At 73.4% G+C, this 19,425-nt stretch carries 18 protein-coding genes; 12 read left to right on the forward strand and 6 right to left on the reverse strand.

Annotated features, from left to right (window positions below; translation table 11 throughout):
- The first annotated feature begins 181 nt into the window (after window positions 1–181).
- The 3 genes from ACWGKU_RS07435 to ACWGKU_RS07445 all read left to right on the forward strand — a co-directional run bounded on the left by ACWGKU_RS07435 (window position 182) and on the right by ACWGKU_RS07445 (window position 2,817).
- The gene (locus ACWGKU_RS07435; protein WP_452177957.1) at window positions 182–1,117 is read left to right on the forward strand and encodes an aldo/keto reductase; all 936 of its coding nucleotides are present in this window, start codon (window positions 182–184) and stop codon (window positions 1,115–1,117) included.
- A 60-nt stretch (window positions 1,118–1,177) separates the two neighbouring features.
- Window positions 1,178–1,765, forward strand: coding sequence for a TetR family transcriptional regulator (locus tag ACWGKU_RS07440; protein WP_401046728.1), 588 nt, complete (start codon window positions 1,178–1,180; stop codon window positions 1,763–1,765).
- Between the two features lie 107 nt (window positions 1,766–1,872).
- Entirely contained in the window at window positions 1,873–2,817 is a 945-nt protein-coding gene (locus ACWGKU_RS07445; protein ID WP_452177945.1) for an ADP-ribosylglycohydrolase family protein, read from the forward strand.
- On the opposite strand, the gene ACWGKU_RS07450 is transcribed toward ACWGKU_RS07445, so the two are convergent.
- Window positions 2,804–3,067 carry a GlsB/YeaQ/YmgE family stress response membrane protein gene (locus ACWGKU_RS07450; protein ID WP_359900491.1) on the reverse strand — a complete coding sequence of 88 codons (264 nt, stop codon included), beginning with the start codon at window positions 3,065–3,067 and terminating at the stop codon, window positions 2,804–2,806. The genes ACWGKU_RS07445 and ACWGKU_RS07450 overlap by 14 nt on opposite strands.
- Before the next feature lie 206 nt (window positions 3,068–3,273).
- A complete protein-coding gene (locus tag ACWGKU_RS07455; RefSeq protein WP_355254305.1) occupies window positions 3,274–3,540 on the reverse strand; it encodes a GlsB/YeaQ/YmgE family stress response membrane protein in 267 nt (88 codons plus the stop codon).
- 257 nt (window positions 3,541–3,797) lie between these two features.
- On the opposite strand from ACWGKU_RS07455, the gene ACWGKU_RS07460 reads away from it, so the two are divergent.
- On the forward strand, window positions 3,798–5,045 hold the full coding sequence (locus tag ACWGKU_RS07460; RefSeq protein WP_452177946.1) for a glycosyltransferase: 1,248 nt from the start codon (window positions 3,798–3,800) through the stop codon (window positions 5,043–5,045).
- A 111-nt stretch (window positions 5,046–5,156) separates the two neighbouring features.
- On the opposite strand, the gene ACWGKU_RS07465 is transcribed toward ACWGKU_RS07460, so the two are convergent.
- From ACWGKU_RS07465 to ACWGKU_RS07480, 4 genes are all read right to left on the reverse strand, one after another.
- Window positions 5,157–6,713, reverse strand: a complete 1,557-nt coding sequence (locus ACWGKU_RS07465; protein WP_452177947.1) for an NCS1 family nucleobase:cation symporter-1 — start codon at window positions 6,711–6,713, stop codon at window positions 5,157–5,159.
- 162 nt (window positions 6,714–6,875) lie between these two features.
- Complete coding sequence (locus tag ACWGKU_RS07470) at window positions 6,876–7,889, reverse strand: TIGR03842 family LLM class F420-dependent oxidoreductase (protein WP_452177948.1); 1,014 nt, start codon at window positions 7,887–7,889, stop codon at window positions 6,876–6,878.
- Window positions 7,890–8,059: 170 nt separating this feature from the next.
- Entirely contained in the window at window positions 8,060–9,508 is a 1,449-nt protein-coding gene (gene hydA / locus ACWGKU_RS07475) for a dihydropyrimidinase (protein ID WP_359900481.1), read from the reverse strand.
- Between the two features lie 11 nt (window positions 9,509–9,519).
- A complete protein-coding gene (locus tag ACWGKU_RS07480) occupies window positions 9,520–10,362 on the reverse strand; it encodes a nitrilase-related carbon-nitrogen hydrolase (RefSeq protein WP_401046712.1) in 843 nt (280 codons plus the stop codon).
- 432 nt (window positions 10,363–10,794) lie between these two features.
- Here ACWGKU_RS07480 and ACWGKU_RS07485 point away from each other — a divergent pair, with 432 nt between their 5' ends.
- From ACWGKU_RS07485 to ACWGKU_RS07520, 8 genes are all read left to right on the forward strand, one after another.
- Window positions 10,795–14,049 carry a hypothetical protein gene (locus tag ACWGKU_RS07485; RefSeq protein WP_452177949.1) on the forward strand — a complete coding sequence of 1,085 codons (3,255 nt, stop codon included), beginning with the start codon at window positions 10,795–10,797 and terminating at the stop codon, window positions 14,047–14,049.
- A 162-nt stretch (window positions 14,050–14,211) separates the two neighbouring features.
- Entirely contained in the window at window positions 14,212–14,289 is a 78-nt protein-coding gene (locus ACWGKU_RS07490; protein WP_107086570.1) for a putative leader peptide, read from the forward strand.
- Between the two features lie 196 nt (window positions 14,290–14,485).
- Window positions 14,486–15,154, forward strand: a complete 669-nt coding sequence (locus ACWGKU_RS07495) for a cysteine dioxygenase (protein WP_452177950.1) — start codon at window positions 14,486–14,488, stop codon at window positions 15,152–15,154.
- Window positions 15,148–15,534 (forward strand): rhodanese-like domain-containing protein, encoded by a 387-nt coding sequence (locus ACWGKU_RS07500; protein ID WP_401045854.1) that lies wholly within the window; start codon window positions 15,148–15,150, stop codon window positions 15,532–15,534. Before ACWGKU_RS07495 ends, ACWGKU_RS07500 begins: the two co-directional genes overlap by 7 nt.
- Window positions 15,535–15,748: 214 nt before the next feature.
- Entirely contained in the window at window positions 15,749–16,963 is a 1,215-nt protein-coding gene (locus tag ACWGKU_RS07505; RefSeq protein ID WP_452177951.1) for an ABC transporter ATP-binding protein, read from the forward strand.
- Window positions 16,950–17,621, forward strand: coding sequence for an ABC transporter permease (locus tag ACWGKU_RS07510; protein WP_401045860.1), 672 nt, complete (start codon window positions 16,950–16,952; stop codon window positions 17,619–17,621). Before ACWGKU_RS07505 ends, ACWGKU_RS07510 begins: the two co-directional genes overlap by 14 nt.
- Window positions 17,618–18,295: an ABC transporter permease gene (locus tag ACWGKU_RS07515; protein ID WP_401045863.1), complete on the forward strand. Its 678-nt coding sequence runs from the start codon at window positions 17,618–17,620 to the stop codon at window positions 18,293–18,295. The genes ACWGKU_RS07510 and ACWGKU_RS07515 overlap by 4 nt, the downstream gene beginning before the upstream one ends.
- Window positions 18,296–18,340: 45 nt before the next feature.
- Entirely contained in the window at window positions 18,341–19,288 is a 948-nt protein-coding gene (locus ACWGKU_RS07520; RefSeq protein ID WP_401045866.1) for an ABC transporter substrate-binding protein, read from the forward strand.
- Window positions 19,289–19,425: the final 137 nt, after the last annotated feature.

The raw sequence follows: 19,425 nt of genomic DNA on the forward strand, positions 1-19,425 counted from the left end.
CGACAGCGAACAGATTTTGAAATCTGTTCGCTGTCGTGCCACAGTGGCATCCGGGCCACCCTGCCCCCGCCTCCCGGCGCCGCACCCGCCCCTTGGAGTCCCCGTGTCCCCGCACACCCGCCCCGCCCAGCGCACCCTCGGCACCACCGGGCCGGTCACCTCGGCCCTCGGCCTCGGCTGCATGGGCATGTCCAACCTGTACGGCCCGGCCGACGAGGCCGAGAGCATCGCCACCATCCACGCGGCCCTCGACGCCGGAATCACCCTCCTCGACACCGGCGACTTCTACGGCATGGGCCACAACGAGCTGCTGATCCACGAAGCGCTGCGCGGCCGCGACCGCGAGAGCGTGCAGATCAGCGTGAAGTTCGGCGCCCAGCGCGGCCCCGACGGCCAGTGGCTCGGCTACAGCACGAGCCCCGCCGCCACCAAGACCGCGCTCTCCTACACCCTGCGCCGCCTGCGCACCGACCACATCGACGTCTACCGCCCGGCCCGTCTGGACCCGGACGTCCCGATCGAGGAGACCGTCGGCGCCATCGCCGACCTGGTGAAGGCCGGCTACGTCCGCCACATCGGACTCTCCGAGGTCGGCGCCGACACCCTGCGCCGGGCCGCCGCCGTCCACCCGATCAGCGACCTCCAGATCGAGTACTCGCTGCTCTCCCGCTCGATCGAGGCCGCCGTCCTGCCCGCCGCCCGCGAGCTCGGCATCGGCATCACCGCGTACGGCGTGCTCTCCCGCGGCCTGCTCAGCGGCCACTGGGACCGGGAACGCGCCCTCGCCGGCACCGACTTCCGCAGCCACAGTCCGCGCTTCCAGGGCGAGAACCTGGCCCACAACCTGGCGCTGGTCGAGGCCCTGCGCGAGATCGCCGCCGCGCGGGGCGCGACCGTCGCCCAGGTCGCCATCGCCTGGGTGGCCTCGCGCGGGCAGGACGTCGTCCCGCTGGTCGGCGCCCGCCGCCGGGACCGTCTGGCCGAGGCCCTCGGCGCGCTCGACGTCACTCTGACCGGGCCCGACCTCGCCGCCGTCGAGGCCGCCGTACCCGCCGGCGCCGCCGCAGGTGACCGGTACGCTGCCGCACAGATGGCCCACCTGGACAGCGAGCACTGACGCACCACCGGCGCCGACGCCGCACGACCCGACCGCACGACCCAAAGGACGGACCTCCCCGTGACCACGGACACCACACTCACCGCCGAGCAGATCCTGATCGCGGCGGAGGACGTCCTCCGGCGGTTCGGCCCGGCCAAGGCCACCGTCGTGGACGTCGCCCGCATCCTCGGCGTCAGCCACAGCAGCGTCTACCGGCACTTCCCCAGCAAGGCCGCGCTGCGCGAGGCGGTCACCCAGCGCTGGCTGGACCAGGCGCACCACGAGCTGGCGACCGTCTCCAGCGAGGGCGGCCCCGCCTCCGAGCGGCTGCACCGCTGGCTGAGGACGCTGTTCACGGCCAAGCGGAAGAAGGCGCTGGACGACCCGGAGCTGTTCGCCACCTACATGGTGCTGGTCGAGGAGAACAGCGGCCTGGTGGACGCCCATGTCGACACCCTGGTCGACCAGATCGCGCAGATCGTCACGGACGGCACGGAGCGCAAGGAGTTCAAGCTCACCCACATCCGCAACACCGCCCGCGCCGTCTTCGACGCCACCAGCCCCTTCCACGACCCGGCCTACGCGTCCACCTGGTCCACGCCCGGGGTCGACGACCGGTTCGAGGCCGTCTGGAAGCTCGTCCTCGGCGGCCTGAAGGTGACGTGACGGTACGTCAGTACGCGGGGCGCCAGCGAGCGACGGGAAACCCGTTCGCCGGCGCCCAGCCCGTCCGGCAGACTGCCGCGCACAGTTGATCTCACTCGGACGATGACATGCGTACGGCCCGCCCGGTCCTGGACAGCCTGGAGGGGCTCGCCCTCGGCGATGCCTTCGGCGACCGCTGGTTCTCGGTCCCGCCGGACGAGGCAGCCGCCGCGCTGGCCGCCCGTCTGGTCCGGCGCGCGCCCTGGCACTGGACCGACGACACCGCCATGGCGCTCGTGCTGGTCCGCCACCTGCTCGGTGCGGGAGAGGTCCGGCCGGACGCGCTCGCCCGGGAATTCGCCTCCGAGTACGCCCGCGAGTACGGCCGCAAGTACGGCCCGTCGATGCACCGGGTACTGCGCGGGATCGGCACCGGCGGGGACTGGCGCGCCATCACCGCGGGCCAGTCCGAGGGCCAGGGCTCGCACGGGAACGGCGCCGCGATGCGGGTCGCCCCGCTGGGGGCCTGGTTCGCCGACAACCTCGACACGGTGGTCCGGCAGGCCGAACTGCAGGCGCTCACCACCCACTTCCACCCGGAGGCGGTCGCCGGCGCGGTGGCGGTCGCCCTCGCGGCGGCGCTGGCGGTCCGGAGCCGGGGCGGAAGCCCGCCCGGCCGGGCCGAGTTGCTGACCGAGGTCGCCGGACGGCTGCCGGACTGCGAGGTCCGTTCCGGGCTGCGGATCGCCGCCCGGCTGCCCGGGCACACCAGCGTCCGGCACGCCGCCAGCGTGCTCGGCTCGGGGACCCTGATCTCCGCCCCGGACACCGTGCCGTTCGCCCTCTGGTCCGCGGCCGGGCACCTGGACTCGCTGCCCGAGGCCGTCTGGCACACCCTGGAGGGCTGGGGCGACAAGGACACCACCTGCGCCGTCGCCGCCGGCGTGGTCGCCGCCCGGACCGGACTCGCGGACGTGCCGCCCGGCTGGCTCGCCGCCCGCGAGCCCCTCCCGGACTGGGTCGCCGAGGCGTCCGGGGCCGCCGGCCACGGGCCGGTGGTCAGCGGCGGGTGATGAAGCGGAACACCTTGTAGGCGAGGAGCAGGACCATCGCGCCGCCGATCGCCGACACCCAGGTCGTGATGTCGAGGAAGCTCACCTTCACCGCCCCGTGCATCCAGTTCGAGACGATCCAGGTGCCGATGTAGGAGCCGGTGATCCCGATCAGGGTGCTGCCGATCAGGCCGCGCTCACCCCTCGACATCGCCATCCTGGCCAGCGTCCCCGACACCAGGCCCAGCACGATCCACGCCATCCAGCTCATCCGCCGCCCCTTGCGTCATCGGTGTGACGACCCCGTCGAGCCCCCGGGTCCGACCGGAAGGACGTACGAGAGCCCCGCACCGTTCCAGCGCCCGGAAGGACCGGTGCGAACCGGCCATCCGGGCGCGGCCGCTCCGGGCGGCGGAACCCCTCACGGCAGGCCGTCCCATGGCCTCCCGGGTACCGGCGACGGAACGAACCCGGCCGTCAGCGGCGCGAGTTGCCGAACAGCAGCCGGTAGACGATCAGCAGCACCAGGGCGCCGCCGATCGCCGACACCCAGGTCGCGGCGTCGAAGAAGTGCGCGGTGACCGAGCGGTGCAGGAAGTGCGACGCGATCCAGCCGCCGACGAACGATCCGGCGATGCCGATCAGGGTGGTCACGATCAGGCCGCCCGGGTCCTTCCCCGGCAGTAGCAGCTTGGCCAGCGCACCCGCCAGCAGGCCCAGCACGATCCACGCGACGATGCTCATTCCGACATCCCCTCCCGTCCGCGGCGCCCCGGGCCCCGTCCCGTGCGCTCTGCCCGGAAGGACGCCTCCGCCCGCCGCCCGGTTCCGCCGCCCGGTTCGGCCGCCCGGCCCACCACAGGGATCAGACGGGGTCAGCCACGTGGTCAGTCACGGCGCCCGCCACCTGCAGGCCGGCGTTCGATACCGGTCGGCGGGGCCGGACCGCCCCCGCGCGTGGCGCCCTTCCTGCCCGCCGCCGACGCCGAAATACTGCGACCATGCGCATCCTGATCGCCACCGCCGGCTCCCGGGGCGACGTGGCCCCCTTCACCGGGCTCGGCGTCCGCCTGCGGGCGGCCGGACATCAGGTGGCCGTCGCGACCCACGACACCTTCGCCGGGCCCGTCCGGGCCGCCGGGCTGGAGTACCGCCCGCTACCGGTCGACCCGCGCGCCGAACTCGCCTCCGCCGAGGGCCGGCGCCTGCTGCGGGCCGGCAGCGGACCGGGTGGAATCCTGCAACTCCTGCGGCTCGCCAGGAGGTTCATGCCGGCACTCGGCGAGGGCATCGCCGATGCCACGGCACTCGGCACCGATCTGCTGCTGACCACCAGCACCACCAGCGCGCTCGGCCAGGTCGCCGCCGAGGCGGTCGGCATCCCCAGCATCGGGCTGTACCTCCAGCCCCTCTCCCCCACCCGGGAGTTCGCGCCCGCCGTCACCGGCACCCGGTCGCTCGGCCGGTCCGGCAACCTGCTGGCGGGGCACGCCGTCCAGGCCGCGACGGACCAGCTCTTCGGGCCGGCCGTCCGCGGGCTGCGGCAGCGGCTCGGCCTGCCGCCGCTCGGCGTCGCCCGGGCCCGTCGCAACCACCCCGTCCTGCACGGCTTCTCGCCGCTGGTGGTGCCCCGGCCCGCCGACTGGCACCCCCGGCTGGACGTGGCGGGCTACTGGTGGCCGCCCGAGCGGCCGGACTGGACACCCCCGGCCCGGCTACTCGACTTCCTCGCCGCCGGACCGCCGCCGGTCTTCGTCGGCTTCGGCAGCCTGGTCGTCCCCGACCCCGAGCGGCTCACCGCCACCGTCCTCGCCGCCGCCCGCGCCGCCCGGGTGCGCCTCCTCCTCCAGTCCGGCTGGAGCGAACTGGCCGCTGAGGACTCGGACTCCGTCCTGACCATCGGCGACACCCCGCACGACTGGCTCTTCCCCCGCACCGCCGCCGTGGTCCACCACGCGGGCGCCGGAACCACGGCGGCCGCCCTCCGCTCCGGGACTCCCACCGTCCCCGTGCCCGCCCAGCTCGACGCACCGTTCTGGTCCGCCCGGCTGGCCCTGCTCGGCGTCTCCCCCGGGCCCGTCCCACTGCGCACCCTGACCCCGGCCCGCCTCGCCACCGCCCTCCGCCTGACCCTCGACGACCCCCGCTACCGCACCCGCGCCCGGGCCGTCGCGGCGGCCCTGGCCGTCGAGGACGGCACCGCGAAGGTCCTCGCCGCCGTCGACCGGGCGGCGGCAGCGGCCGGGTGAGGAGCGAACGGCAGGCGGCAGACGGCAGGCGACGGACGACGGACGACAGCGAACAACCGACAACCAGCGGCTGACAGATTTCAAAATCTGTCAGCCGTTCGCCGTCATCCGTCAGCCCTCCCCCGCCCGCGCAGCTCCCCTCCCGAACAGCCCGCTCAGCCCCAGGTACACCACGGCCGCCGCCGCGAGCCCAACGGCCCAGCCGTAATCGGCGAGCGGCTTGAGGACGGGGATCAGGCCGTCCGCCGGGAACGGACCCTGCTTCGCCCCATCGGCGTCAAGGGTGGAGTACGAGCCGCCGACCGCCAGCACGCCGCCCACCAGGAGCGCCGTGACGGCCCTCCAGTTCCAACCGGCCGCGTACCAGTACGCCCCGCCCGGCCGGTACAGCTCGGCGAGCCGGAGGCGGGTGCGACGCAGCACCCAGTAGTCGGCGATCAGCACTCCGCCGACGGTGCCGAGCAGGCCGCCGACCACGCCCAGCCAGGTGAAGATGTACACGTGCGGGTCGGAGATCAGCCGCCACGGGAGGATCGCGATCCCGACCACCCCCGTGATCAGCGCCCCGGTCCGGAAACCGACGAGGCGGGGCAGCAGGTTGGCGAGGTCGTAGGCGGGCGACACGACGTTGGCGGCGATGTTCACCGACAGCGTCGCGACCAGCACGGTCAGCAGCGCGAACAGGATGCCGACCGGGTTCTCCATCTTGGCGGCCAGCTGGATCGGATCCCACACCGGCGCCCCGTAGACCGCCTCGGAGCCAGAGGTGACCAGCACGGACAGGAACGCGAAGAGCGTCATCGTGGTCGGCAGGCCGAGCGCCTGCCCGCGTATCTGGGCCCGCTGACTGCCGCCGAAGCGGGTGAAGTCGGGGATGTTCAGCGCGAGGGTGGACCAGAACCCGATCATGCCCATCAGCGCCGGGAAGAAGACCTTCCAGAAGCCGCCGCCCCACCCCAGCCTGGACGGCTGGTCGAGCAGCGGCCCGAGCCCGCCCGCCTTGACGGTGATCCACATCAGCAGCGCGAGCGCGCCGACGATGACGAACGGCGCCGCCCAGTTCTCGAACCGCCGCAGGGCCTCCATCCCGCGCGCGATGATGGCCATCTCGATCAGCCAGAACAGCAGGAACGAGAGCCACTGGGTCCACGGGTGTCCGCCGAACTCCCCCGCGGTGCGCCAGGATTCACCGAGCAGTTTGCCGGCCAGCAGAAAGATGCCCTCGCCGCCGATCCAGGTCTGGATGCCGAACCAGGCGCAGGCCACCGCCGCCCGCAGCAGGGCCGGCAGGTTGGCGCCGCGCAGCCCGAACGAGGCGCGGGCGAAGACCGGGAACGGGATGCCGTACTTGGTGCCGGCGTGCCCGGTGAGCAGCATCGGGACCAGCACGACGAGGTTGGCGAGTGCGATGGTCAGCACCGCCTGCTTCCAGTCCATGCCGAGCGCGACCAGGCCCGAAGCCAGGGTCCAGGACGGGATGTTGTGGGCCATGCCGACCCAGAGCGCGAGGAAGTTGTACGTGGTCCAGGTGCGCCGCGCCACCGGGACCGGCCGGAGGTCGTCGCTGGTGAATCCGTTGGGGGGCAACTGTCCGTCGGCCGGGCCCAGTTCGACCCGGCCGTCGGGGTGATGCAGCTGTCTGCTGCCACTGGTTTCGGTTCCGGACACGGACAACTCCCGTCCGCCACGGCCGAATCCGCGGCCGGGCTCAGGTTGGGGTCAGGGGCGGGTTCACAGGCAGCTTCACGGCCGGGTTCACAGACAGGCGCACAGGATGGTTCACGATCGGCGGCACGGGCAGGAGGTCACACGGAACTGCGCGGGCCGGCGTCACAGGTGCGGGATGACGTCCGTCCCGTACGCGTCGATGGTGGCCTCGATGGCGTCGTGCATGGCGTAGACGGCGAACTGGTCGACGCCGAGCGAGCGGAGCTCCGCCAACCGGGCCCGGTGCGCCTCTGCCGGGCCGATCAGGCAGAAGCGGTCGACGATCTCGTCCGGAACGAAGGCCGTGTCCGGGTTCCCGGCCCGCCCGTGGTGGCTGTAGTCGTAGCCCTGCCGGCCCTTGATGTAGTCGGTGAGCGCCTCCGGCACCAGGTCGGAGTGCTCGCCGTAGTGGCTGACCAGGTCGGCCACGTGGTTGCCCACCATCCCGCCGAACCAGCGGCACTGCTCCCGGGCGTGGGCGAGCGCCTCGGGCGAGTCGTCGGCGGTGACGTAGGCCGGGGCGGCGACGCAGACGGTGACCGAGTCCGGATCCCGGCCGGCCTCGACGGCGGCGGCCCGTACCGCCTTGATCATGAACTCGGTCAGGTACGGATCGGCCAGCTGCAGGATGAAACCATCGGCCTGACGACCCGTCAGGTTCAGTGCCTTCGGACCGTACGCCCCCATCCAGATCGGCAGCGACGCTCCGGAGCGGACCCACGGCAGGTGCATCTCGGTGCCGTCCACCTCGGCGGTGCGCCCCTCGGCCAACTCCTTGATGGCGTGCATGGCTTCGGAGAGCCGGGCGAGGGTGGCGGGGCGTCGTCCGGCGACCCGCATGGCGGAGTCGCCGCGGCCGATGCCGCAGACGGTCCGGTTGCCGTACATGTCGTTGAGCGTGGCGAAGGTGGAGGCGGTCACCTCCCAGGTGCGGGTTCCGGGGTTGGTGACCATCGGGCCGACGGTCATCCGCTCGGTCTCGGCGAGGATCCGGCTGTAGATGACGAAGGGCTCCTGCCACAGCACGCAGGAGTCGAAGGTCCAGCCGTGGCTGAAACCGGCCTGCTCGGCGCGGATCATCCGGTCGATGAGCAGCCGGGCGGGCGGGTCGGTCTGAAGGACGAGGCCGATGTCCATGGAGGGCTCCAGGTAAGGGTTCTGCCCGCCGCCGACCGGCCACCGACCGGATCGGAGCGGCGGGCGGACGGCGGGCGGACGGCGAGCGGTGGAACGGCGAGCGATGGAACGGCGAGCAGGCGGCGCCAGATGACGCCGAACGGCGGAAGGGGCGGGAAGCGGGAGAGGGCTCAGACCAGGTACTGGCAGGTGTCCCGGCGCAGGAAGGCGCCGTGGCCGGCCCGGCCGAGCCAGGCGCCGTCGTCCAGCACGACGGTGCCGCGCGACATCACCGTCCTTGCCCGACCGGTGAGTCGGCGGCCCTCGTAGGCCGAGTAGTCCACGTTCATGTGGTGGGTCGCGGCGGAGACGGTCTGCACCGCGGTGGGGTCGTAGACCACCAGGTCGGCGTCGGCGCCCGGGGCGATCGTGCCCTTGCGCGGGTGCAGGCCGAACATCCGGGCCGGGGTGGTGCAGGCGATCTCGACCCAGCGGCGCCGGCTGATGTGCCCGTCCACCACGGCCTGGTGGAGCAGGTCCATCCGGTTCTCGACGCCGGGCAGGCCGTTGGGGATCTTCGAGAAGTCGCCCCGGCCCAGCTCCTTCTGCCCGACGAAGCAGAACGGGCAGTGGTCGGTGGAGACCACCTGGAGGTCGTTGGTGCGCAGCCCGCGCCAGAGCGCCTCCTGGTGCTCGCGCGGCCTGAGCGGCGTGCTGCACACGTACTTGGCGCCCTCGAAGCCGTCGGCGCCCTCCTCGGCGAGGTTGTCGGTGGAGAGGAAGAGGTACTGCGGGCAGGTCTCGCCGAAGACGTTGAGGCCGGTGTCCCTGGCCTGGGCGATTTCGGCGAGCGCGGCGGCGGCGGAGACGTGCACCACGTAGAGCGGGCTGCCGGCCACCTGGGCGAGCTTGATCGCCCGGTGGGTGGCCTCCGCCTCCAGCAGTTCGCGGCGGACCTCGCCGTGGTAGCGGGGAGCGGTCCTCCCGGCGGCGAGCGCCTGCTCGACCAGGACGTCGATGGCGATGCCGTTCTCCGCGTGCATCATGATCAGCCCGCCGTTGGCGGCGCCGCGCTGCATGGCGCGCAGGATGCGGCCGTCATCGCTGTAGAAGACGCCGGGGTAGGCCATGAAGAGCTTGAAGGAGGTGGACTCTCCGGAGTCCACGAGGGCGTCCATCTCCTTCAGCACGGCGTCGTTGACGTCGGAGACGATGGTGTGGAAGGCGTAGTCGATCGCGCAGTTGCCCTCGGCCTTGGCGTGCCAGGCGTCCAGGCCCTCGCGCAGCGAGCCGCCGACCGGCTGGACGGCGAAGTCCACGATGGTGGTGGTGCCGCCCCAGGCGGCGGCCCGGGTGCCGGTCTCGAAGGTGTCGGAGGCCGCGGTGCCGCCGAACGGCAGTTCCATGTGGGTGTGGGCGTCGACGCCGCCCGGGATGACGTAGTGGCCGGTGGCGTCGATGACGGTGTCGGCGGTCCAGGCCCCGGCGGCGGAGCTGCCGGTGGCGGCGAGGGCGGCGATGCGCTCGCCCTCGATCAGGACGTCGGCGTGGACCTCCTCGGTCGCGGTGATGACGAGGCCGCCGCGGACGACGGTGCGCTGGTGCGGGTCGCGGGCGGCCCGCACGTCGTTGGTGGTCATCGCGCTGCTCCTCACGCCTCGGCGAGCGGTCCGTAGGCGTCGGGCCTGCGGTCGCGGTAGAACGCCCACTGCTGGCGGACCTGCTCGATCAGGCCGAGGTCGAGGTCGCGGACGACGAGTTCCTCCTCCTTGTCGGAGGCGACGTCGCCGACGAACTGGCCGCGCGGGTCCACGAAGTAGGAGGTGCCGTAGAAGTCGTTGTCGCCGTACTCCTCGGTGCCGACGCGGTTGATCGCGGCGACGAAGTACTCGTTGGCGACGGCGGCGGCGGGCTGTTCGAGCTGCCAGAGGTAGGCGGACAGGCCGCGGCTGGTGGCCGAGGGGTTGTAGACGATCTGCGCGCCGGCCAGGCCCAGGGCGCGCCAGCCCTCGGGGAAGTGGCGGTCGTAGCAGATGTACACGCCGACCTTGCCGACGGCGGTGTCGAACACGGGCCAGCCGAGGTTGCCGGGCTTGAAGTAGTACTTCTCCCAGAAGCCCTTGACCTGCGGGATGTGGTGCTTGCGGTACTTGCCGAGGTAACTGCCGTCGGCGTCGATGACGGCGGCGGTGTTGTAGTAGACGCCGGGCTGCTCCTCCTCGTAGACCGGGACGACCATCACCAGCCCGAGTTCGCGGGCGAGTTCCCGCATCCGGCGCACGGTGGGACCGTCGGGAACGGTCTCGGCCCAGCGGTAGTGCTCGGCCTCCTGGACCTGACAAAAGTACGGGGAGTTGAAGACCTCCTGGAAGCCGATGATCTTCGCGCCCTGGGCGGCGGCCTCGCGGGCGTACCGCTCGTGGAGCGCGATCATGCTCTCCTGGTCGCCGGTCCAGCGGGTCTGAACGAGCGCGGCACGGACGATCTGCGACATGGGTACCTCCGCAACTCCGCGGTCCGGCCGTGCGGTCGGGCCCGCGGTCTGAGGGTTGACGGGGCGGGTCTGACCCGCGGTTCCGCTCGGGGAACCACAGGGTCTACGTGCGTAGAAAGCGATCTGTAGACGGTAGGCCCGGCCTCGGTGGCCTGACAATACGTTGACGGAAACGCGTCTGGGGAGATCTTGTTGCGCGGACACGCGGGTGGTCCCGGGTGCGATGAAAAGACGATCTACCCCGAGAGTCGCCTCCTTACTCGTTCGAGTGAAACCGAACGCCCGGGGTGCGCACATGGCGATGGCCGGGTAAGAGCCGCGTGAACTTCGCTGTGGATCACGATGGACCGTCAGTCCTCGCTGGTTTCCTACGAGTTCGATGGCTCGGTCACGGGGGATCGAGGCGACCGAGCGGGGGCGACGATGACGGTGGTGCGGAATTCCGCGGCGGAAGCGGCGGAAGCGGCGGAAGCGGCGGAAACTGCGAGAGCAGCAGGCACGGCGGGAGGCGAGGCGGGAGGCGCGGTTCCGGCTGGTACGACGGCGGGCGGAAGCCCCGCGGCGCGGCCGCCCGCGCTGCCCGCCTGGGCCGGCCTGCTGCTCGCCCTCGGCGCACTGGTCCCTGTCGTCCTCGGCGGGCTGCTGTTCCGGCACCGGGCACCGCAGGTACGGGACGTCGCCCTCCAACTGGCCGGTTCCCGTGCGGCCGCCGAGGCGGTGGTCGGGGGGCGCGTCGCGGACCACCTGGCCGCACTGCGAGCCGACGGCTGGCTGATCGGCGGCTACGCGCTGACGCTGCTCGCCACCGCACTGCTCGGTGGGTACCTGCTCGGACCGGCACGCCGACGGCTGCCGGCGCTCGCGGTCGGCGGCGGCGGACTGCTGGCGGCCTGCTGCGACCTCGGCGAGGACGCGTTGCTGCGCGTGGGGCTCGACGGCCTCCGCCCCGGCACGGGCGGCTCCGACACCCCCTCCGACACCCCCTTCGCCGCCGCCACCGCGCTCGCCACCGTCAAATGGCTCCTGCTCCTGCCCGCCGGGGCGGTCGCGGCAGGGCTCCTGGTGGTGACCGCCACCCGCGCCGTACGCGGGCTCCGGCCGGCGCGGGCGAGCGCGAAGGCCCACGGCACCGACTCCCCCGAGCGCCCGGCGCTGATCCCGCCCTGGCCGATCGCCACCCGGCACGGCGCCCCACCGACCGCCGCCGCGTCTTCGGACGCCCACGGCCCGCCCGGCGCCCGGGACTCCCCGGTCCGGCATGCCCGCTGGCGCGACGCCGCCCGGGTGCCGCCCGGCCGCGAACCCGCCGAACTCGGCTTCTGCGCCTCCGGCGGCGGCATCCGCTCGGCCTGCGTCACCCTCGGCGCGCTCCAGTCGCTGCGGCCCTGGCTGAAACGGGCCCGCTACCTCGTCTCCGTCTCGGGCGGCGGCTACACCGTCGGCGCGCTCCAGCTCGCGCTCAGCGACTCGGCGCCCGGCAGTCCGGTGCACGCCGTCTCGGGCCTGACGGCCGACACCGTGATGGAACCCGGCTCCCCCGAGGAGGACCACCTCCGCCGCCACGGCAAGTACGTCGCCGACGGCGCCGGCGAGTGGCTGGTCGCCCTCGGGACGCTGCTGCGTGGCGTCCTGTCCGCGCTCACCCTGCTGCTGGCCACCGTCCTGACGCTCGGCCTCGGGCTCAGCCGCTGCTACCGGGCCGTACCGCTCACCGACCTGAGCCACCTGGCGGCCGCCGGGCTGCGCCACACCGACGCCGTACCGGGCCCGTTGGAGTTCCGGGTGCCCGCGCTCGCCGCCCTCGGCGTGCTGCTGGCCACGGCCGCCGGGTGCTGGCTGCTCTGGCTGCTGGCCTTCCCGTCGCTCGGCTGGCAGGCGCTGCTGCCGCGCGCCCTGCGCCGGGCCAACCTCGGCCTCCTCGGGCTGGCCGCCCTGCTGGCCGTCGGGGTGCTGGCGGTGCCGGAGCTGGCCTGGGGCGCGGTGCGGCTGCAGCAGGCGCTGGCGGCCGGGCCGCAGCTGACCGGCGCGGGTCTCGGCCTGACCGTGGCGCTCAGCTACCTGGCGCTGCTGCTCGGCATACTCTGGCGCGACCGCCGGTCGCCCGGCCGGGGTGCCACCCCACCGGGCCCGGCGGGCACGGCGGACGGCGGCACCGGTCACGGCGCGGGCCGTCCCCGCGGCGGTCGTGCCGCCGGCCTGCCCCAGACCCTCGTGGTGTGGTCCGCCCTCCTGGCGCTGACGGCCGGTGCGCTGCTGGCCCTCGGCTGGGCGGTCGCCACCGGGTACGCCTGGCCGACCGCCGTCCAGGTGCTGCTGCCGCTGCTGCTCGGCGCGGTCGGGCTGAACCTCGACCAGACCTGGATGAGCCTGCACCCGTTCTACCGGCTGCGACTGGCCTCGGCGTTCGCGGTCCGGCGCGCCACCGAGGGCGGCCGGTCGGTGGCCCGCCCGTACCACTTCTTCCGGGAGCAGACCTGGCTGAGCCACTACGGCGCCCGGCGCCCCGACTTCCCCCAGGTGATCTTCTCGGCGGCGGCCAACCTGTCGGGCAACTCCCGTACGCCGCCGGGCCGTCCGGCGGTCTCCTTCTCGCTCTCGTACGACTACGTGGGCGGTCCGGACATCGGGTACGCGCGCACCGACCTGCTGGAGCGGCGCACCCGTCCGCACATCGCCCGGGACCTCACCGTGCAGTCGGCGATGGCCGTGTCCGGCGCGGCCTTCTCCTCCGCGATGGGGCGGGAATCCCGGGTCCACCAGCGGCTCTTCGCGGTGACCAACGCCCGCCTCGGCACATGGCTGCCCAACCCGGCGGTGCTCGGCCCGGACTGGTCCGGCCCACCGGACTGGCGCCGCCCCGCGCAGCCGGCCGTCCGCCGCCTCCCGTACCAACTGCGGGAGCTGATCGGGCGGTTCCCGGCCGACGACCGCTTCCTGCTCACCACCGACGGCGGCCACTACGAGAACCTCGGGCTGGTCGAGCTGCTGCGGCACCGGGTGGGCACGGCGGTCTGCATCGACGCCAGCGGGGACGCGGGCTACGCCGTCAAGCTGGCCGCCGCGATCACCCTGGCCCGCGAGGAGCTGGGCGTCGTCATCACCCTGCACGAGCCCGAACTGCTGATTCCCGGCAGCGCCGCCGACCGGCCCACCGACCGGCCCACCGGGGGCGGCGGTGCGGACGACGGCGCGGACCATGGTGCGGACGACGGCGCGAAGGACCGCACGAACGACCGCGCGAGCCGTCGGCCACCCTTGCGCGGGCTCGCGGCGCAGCTGTCCGCCCGGCTCTCGGCCCGGGCGGTGATCACCGGGGACATCCACTACCCGGACCTGGACGAGGGGCCAGGGGCAGTCCGGCACGGCCGGCTGGTCGTCCTCCAGGCGGTACTGACCCCCGACATGCCGTACGAGCTGCACGCCTACGCGATGGCGAACCGGGCCTTCCCGAACGACCGTACCAGCGACCAGTGGTTCGACCACCAGCAGTTCGACGCCTACCAGACACTCGGCCGCCACCTGGGCGAGCAGGCCGCGCCCCTGGTCGAACAGGCACTGGCCGACCAGGCACTGGCAGGACCGGCGCCGGGCGCCGGCGGGTCGGTGCCCGCGCAGCCGACGGGCGACACCGCGTCGGCGCCGCCCGCCACGAGTCCACCGGTTCCGCGCCACCTGGTCGAGGAGTAGAGGTCGAGGAGTGGACGAGGGACAGTCGAGAAGGACGGTCGAGGAGTGCTCGAAGGGCGGTCCGACCGGCGGCCGACGGGTCCGCCCGGCACCGGCAACGGGCGGCGGCGGGCCGTCGGCTCGGCTTGACTTCGTCCGGTTCGCTCGGGAAAGATCCGGCGCATGGACTCCGGCGCCACTCTGGTCTGCCGCCTGCACGTCGATCTGCGACGCCAGGCGAGTTCCATCTGTGCCTGTTGACCTTGCTCTCCCCCGCCGGTCCCGCCCTGTGACGTCCGCCAGGTCCCGCGCCGCGCACCCGCACCCGCAGTTCTGACTCCTGCCCCGCCCCGGCGCACCCGTTCGTGCCGAGCCGCTCCGTCGGCCCGCGCCCGTCCGACGCCGCCGGACGCCGGGCGCTTCCCGCCGACGTTCCCGCCGCACCCGAGGACGCCCCATGAGCCCGAGCCCGAGCATCAGCCGCCACACCCGCCCGGCCACCGGCCCCGAAGCCGACATCGACACCGGCACCGGCACCGGCACCGCCACCGACGCCAGTGCCGGTGCCATCACCACCGCCGACACCATCGGCACAACCGCCGCCGCCGGCTCCGCGAGCCCGGCGAGCGCCCCCGAGCCACCACCGCCGCCGCCCGCCGGGGACACCCCCGCGCCGCTCACCCCCAGCACCCTGCGGACCATCGTCCGCGAGCTGGCCGAGCGGCCCGACGAGTGGATCCACCACGTCCGCCTCTCCACCGAGGAGCGCTGGTACCGCCGCCTGGCGGCCGACGAGGACCACGAGGTGTGGCTGATCAGTTGGCTGCCCGGCCAGTCCACCGGCTTCCACGACCACGGCGGCTCACGCGGCGCCTTCACCGTCGCCCTCGGCGAGTTGGAGGAGCTGTCCCTCGGCGGCCCGGAGCAGGGCCTGCTGATCCGGCGGATCCCGGCCGGCACCGCCCGCGCCTTCGGCCCCGAGTACGTGCACGACGTGCGCAACACCGCCGTCGGCCCTGCCGTCACCCTGCATGCCTACTCGCCGCCGCTGAGCTCGATGGCGCACTACGACCTGCGGGCCGGCGGGCTCGTCCGCACCTCCGAGGAAGGACCGGAACAATGGTGACCACGATCGACGACCTGGTGGAGCGGGCCCGGCAGGGCGTGCACCGGCCGCGCGCCCGCGAGGCCTACCAGGCCCAGTTGGACGGCGCGCTGCTGGTGGACATCCGTCCGGCGGCGCAGCGGGCGGCCGAGGGGGGGATCCCCGGCTCGCTGATCATCGAGCGCAATGTGCTGGAGTGGCGACTCGATCCGACGGGCAGTCACCGGATCCCCGAGGCCTCGGGCTACGACGTCGAGGTGATCGTGGTCTGCTCCGAGGGCTACGCCTCCAGCCTGGCCGCCGCTTCCCTGCGCGAGCTGGGGCTGCACCGGGCGACCGACCTGGACGGCGGTTTCGTGGGCTGGGCGGCCTCCGGTCTGCCGACCCGTCAGGGCGGCTGAGGTCGCAGTCCCACCGCGTGCCGGGCGGTAAATCAAGGACAGGAGATGATGCAGGTCATAGTCTGATCAGAGTTTCCGCCGGTCCAAAGCTGGGCAGCCACGCGGGCGGAAGTACGCCCGGGCGCTTGAAACCGCCGTCACCGAACGACCCGACCGAACGACCGAACGACCCAGGCGCCGCCTCCCCGGGGCGCCCTGACGAGGAAACTCCCACGTGATCAGATTCGAGGGCGCCGGAAAGCGCCACCCCGACGGCACCGTCGCGGTCGAGGGCCTGGACCTGGAGGTCCCGACCGGTCGGATAACCGTCCTGGTCGGCCCGTCCGGCTGCGGAAAGACCACCCTGCTGCGCATGGTCAACCGAATGGTCGAGCCCACCTCGGGCCGGGTCCTGCTGGACGACACGGACGTCGCGAAGCTGGAACCCGCCAAGCTGCGCCGTGGCATCGGGTACGTGATCCAGCAGGCCGGGCTCTTCCCGCACCGCAAGGTGATCGACAACATCGCCACCGTCCCCTACCTGCTCGGCTGGGACCGCAAGAAGGCCCGCGCCCGCGCCGCCGAACTGCTCGAACTGGTCGGACTCGCACCGGAGACCGCCAAGCGGTACCCGTTCCAGCTGTCCGGCGGCCAGCAGCAGCGGGTCGGCGTGGCGCGGGCGCTGGCCGCCGACCCGCCGGTGCTGCTGATGGACGAACCGTTCAGCGCGGTCGACCCGGTGGTGCGGGCGGGGCTCCAGGAGGAGCTGCTGCGGCTCCAGTCCGAGCTGCACAAGACGGTGCTGTTCGTCACCCATGACATCGAGGAGGCCGTCCGGCTCGGTGACCAGGTGGTGGTGCTCCGCGAGCGCGGCCGGGTCGCCCAGCTGGCCGACCCGCACACCCTGCTCACCACCCCCGCCGACGAGGGCGTGGCCGCCTTCCTCGGGCGCGACCGGGGCCTGCGCGGCCTCGGCCTGCGCCCCGCCCGGGCCGTCGAGCTCCGCCCAGTGGGCGACGGAGTCCGCTACGGGGGCTGGGAGTTGGCCCTGGACGACGAGCACCGCCCGATCGGCTGGATCGACCGCGACGCCGTCGTCGCCGAACTCCAGCCGACGGCCGGCTTCCACCCGGACACCGATACCCTGCGCACCGCGCTGGACGCCGCCGTCCTCTCCCCCGCCGGGGTCGCCGTGGCGCTGGACGCCGACGGCCGGGTCACCGGCACCGCGAGCCGCGAGGCCGTCCTCGCCGCGCTGCGGCCCGACGCCTCCGGTCCGTCGGCCGCCGATGCCCCCGTCCGCATCGACAAGTCCCCGATCGCCGGGAGCCACGCGGACGACGCGAGCGACACGGGCGGCACCGGCCGCACCGGCCGCACCGCCGGCACGAGCGGCACCGGCCTCACGGACGGCACGGACGGCACGGACGGAGCCGATGGTGGACGATGAACCGATCGTCCGCTGGTACTGGATCGGCGATCACCTCGGCTACCTCGGCCACCTGCTCGCCGACCACGCCGTGATCGCCCTCGTCCCCGTGCTCATCGGCCTGCTGCTGGCCGTCCCGCTCGGCCTGGCCTGCGCCCGCTACCCCCGGCTGTACCAGCCGCTGTCCGCCGTGTTCAACATCGTCTACGCACTGCCCTCGCTGGCCGTGTTCGTGGTGCTGATCCCGTACACCGGCCTCGCCACCCAGGCGACCGTGATGATCCCGCTCACCTTCTACGCCCTCGCCGTGCTGCTGCCGACCACCGTGGACGGACTGCGCGCCGTCCCGGACGCCGTCCGGCAGGCCGCGACCGCGATGGGGTACGGGCCGTGGCACCGGCTGACCGCGGTCGAGCTGCCCGCCGCCGTGCCGTACCTGATCGCCGGACTGCGGGTCGCCGCGGTGTCCAGCATCTCGCTGGCGAGCGTGGGTGCGCTGGTCGGCCGCGGCGGGCTCGGCTACCTGTTCGTCGACGGCTTCCAGCGCACCTTCCCGACCCCGATCGTGGCCGGCATCGCGCTGATCGCCGTCCTGGCACTGGCCGTCGACCTGCTGCTGGTCACCGCCCGGCGGCTGCTCGCACCCTGGGCCGTCCGGGAGAAGGGAGCCGGCTCGTGAACTGGCTGAACTGGCTGGGCGACTTCTTCACCGCCCCGGACCACCTCAGCGGGCCGGACTCGATCGCGCACCGGGTCGCCGAGCACCTGCTGCTCTCCGGCGAGGCCCTGCTGTGCGCGACGCTGCTCGCCGTCCCGCTCGGGCTGTTGATCGGCTACACCGGGCGCGGCGTCACCGTGGTGACCGCGTTCGCGGGCGCTGCCCGCGCCCTGCCCACCCTCGGCCTGGTGACGCTGGCCGTGCTGCTCGCCGGGGTCGGCGACACCGCCGTACTGATCCCGCTGGTCGCCCTGGCCGCGCCGCCGTTGCTGGTGGCCGCCGTCGAGGGGGTGCGCGGCACCGACCCGGACGTCCGGGACGCCGCCCGCGGCATCGGGCTGACCCACCCCCAGGTGCTGCGGCAGGTCTGCCTGCCCTCGGCCGCGCCGACCCTGCTGGCCGGCTTCCGCACGGCGACCGTGCAGGTGATCGCGACCGCCACGGTGGCCGCCTACGTCGGTCTGGGCGGCCTCGGCCGCTACGTCATCGACGGGCTGGCGACCCGCAAGTACGCCGTGACCGTGGGCGGCGCGCTGCTGGTGGTGCTGCTCGCGGTCGCCGCCCAGCTGTTCTTCGCCCTGCTCGCCCGGTTCGCGCTCCCGCCCGGGGTGCGCGCCCAGCAGCGGCCCCACTGACGTCCGTCTCCCCTCACCTCCCGTTCCGGAAGGACATTTGTCATCATGTCGACAATCAACCGAAGCCGTCGCGCCGTCGTCCTCGGCACCCTCGCCGCGCTCGCCCTCGGCGCCACCGCCTGCGGATCCTCCGGCGGGGACCCGCTCGGCGGGGGGTCGAGCGCCTCGGCCCCGACAGGCGGCTCGGGCGGCTCAGGCGGCTCGGGGTCGACGGTCGTGGTCGGCTCGGCCAACTTCCCGGAGAACGTCCTGCTCGGGTCGATCTACTCGCAGGCTCTCAAGGCCAAGGGCGTCAAGGTCCAGGAGAAGTTCAACATCGGCAGCCGCGAGGTGCTCTACGGACAGCTGCAGAGCGGCAACCTGACCGTCCTGCCGGAGTACAACGGCTCACTGCTCGCCTACCTGGACCCCAAGTCCACCGCCGCCACCACCCAGGACGTCAACGCGGCGCTCACCACGACGCTGCCCGCCTCGCTGGGCCTCCTCGAATCGTCCCCGGCCGAGGACAAGGACTCGCTCAGCGTCACCCAGGAGACGGCCGACAAGGACAACCTCAAGAGCATCGCCGACCTCGCCGCCAAGGCCGGAGAGTTCACCATCGGCGGGCCGCCGGAGTTCAAGAACCGTCGCGAGCAGCAGCTCAAGGACGTCTACGGACTGACCTTCAAGGAGTGGAAGCCCACCGCCGACACCACCGCGAACGCGGTCAAGGACGGCAACATCCAGGTCGGCAACGTGTTCACCACGGACCCGAAGATCGCTCAGTACAAGCTCGTCCCGCTGGCCGATCCGAAGAACATCTTCGGCGCGCAGAACGTCACCCCGCTGGTCTACAAGGCGGGCGTGGACGCGACCGCGACGGCGGCGCTCAACGCGGTGTCGGCCAAGCTCGACACCGCCGGGCTGGTGGCTCTGATGAAGCGCGTTTCGGTGGACAAGGAGGACCCGTCGGCGGTCGCCAAGGACTGGCTGAAGTCCAACGGGCTCGGCTGACGGCGGTCCGGCGCGGACGCCCCCGGACGCCCGTGGATACCTGCGGACGCCCCCGGACGCCCGTGGATACCTGCGGACGCCCCCGGACGCCCGTGGATACCTGCGGACGCCCCCGGACGCCCGTGGATACCTGCGGA

It is taken from the genome of Kitasatospora sp. NPDC054768 (assembly GCF_053612025.1).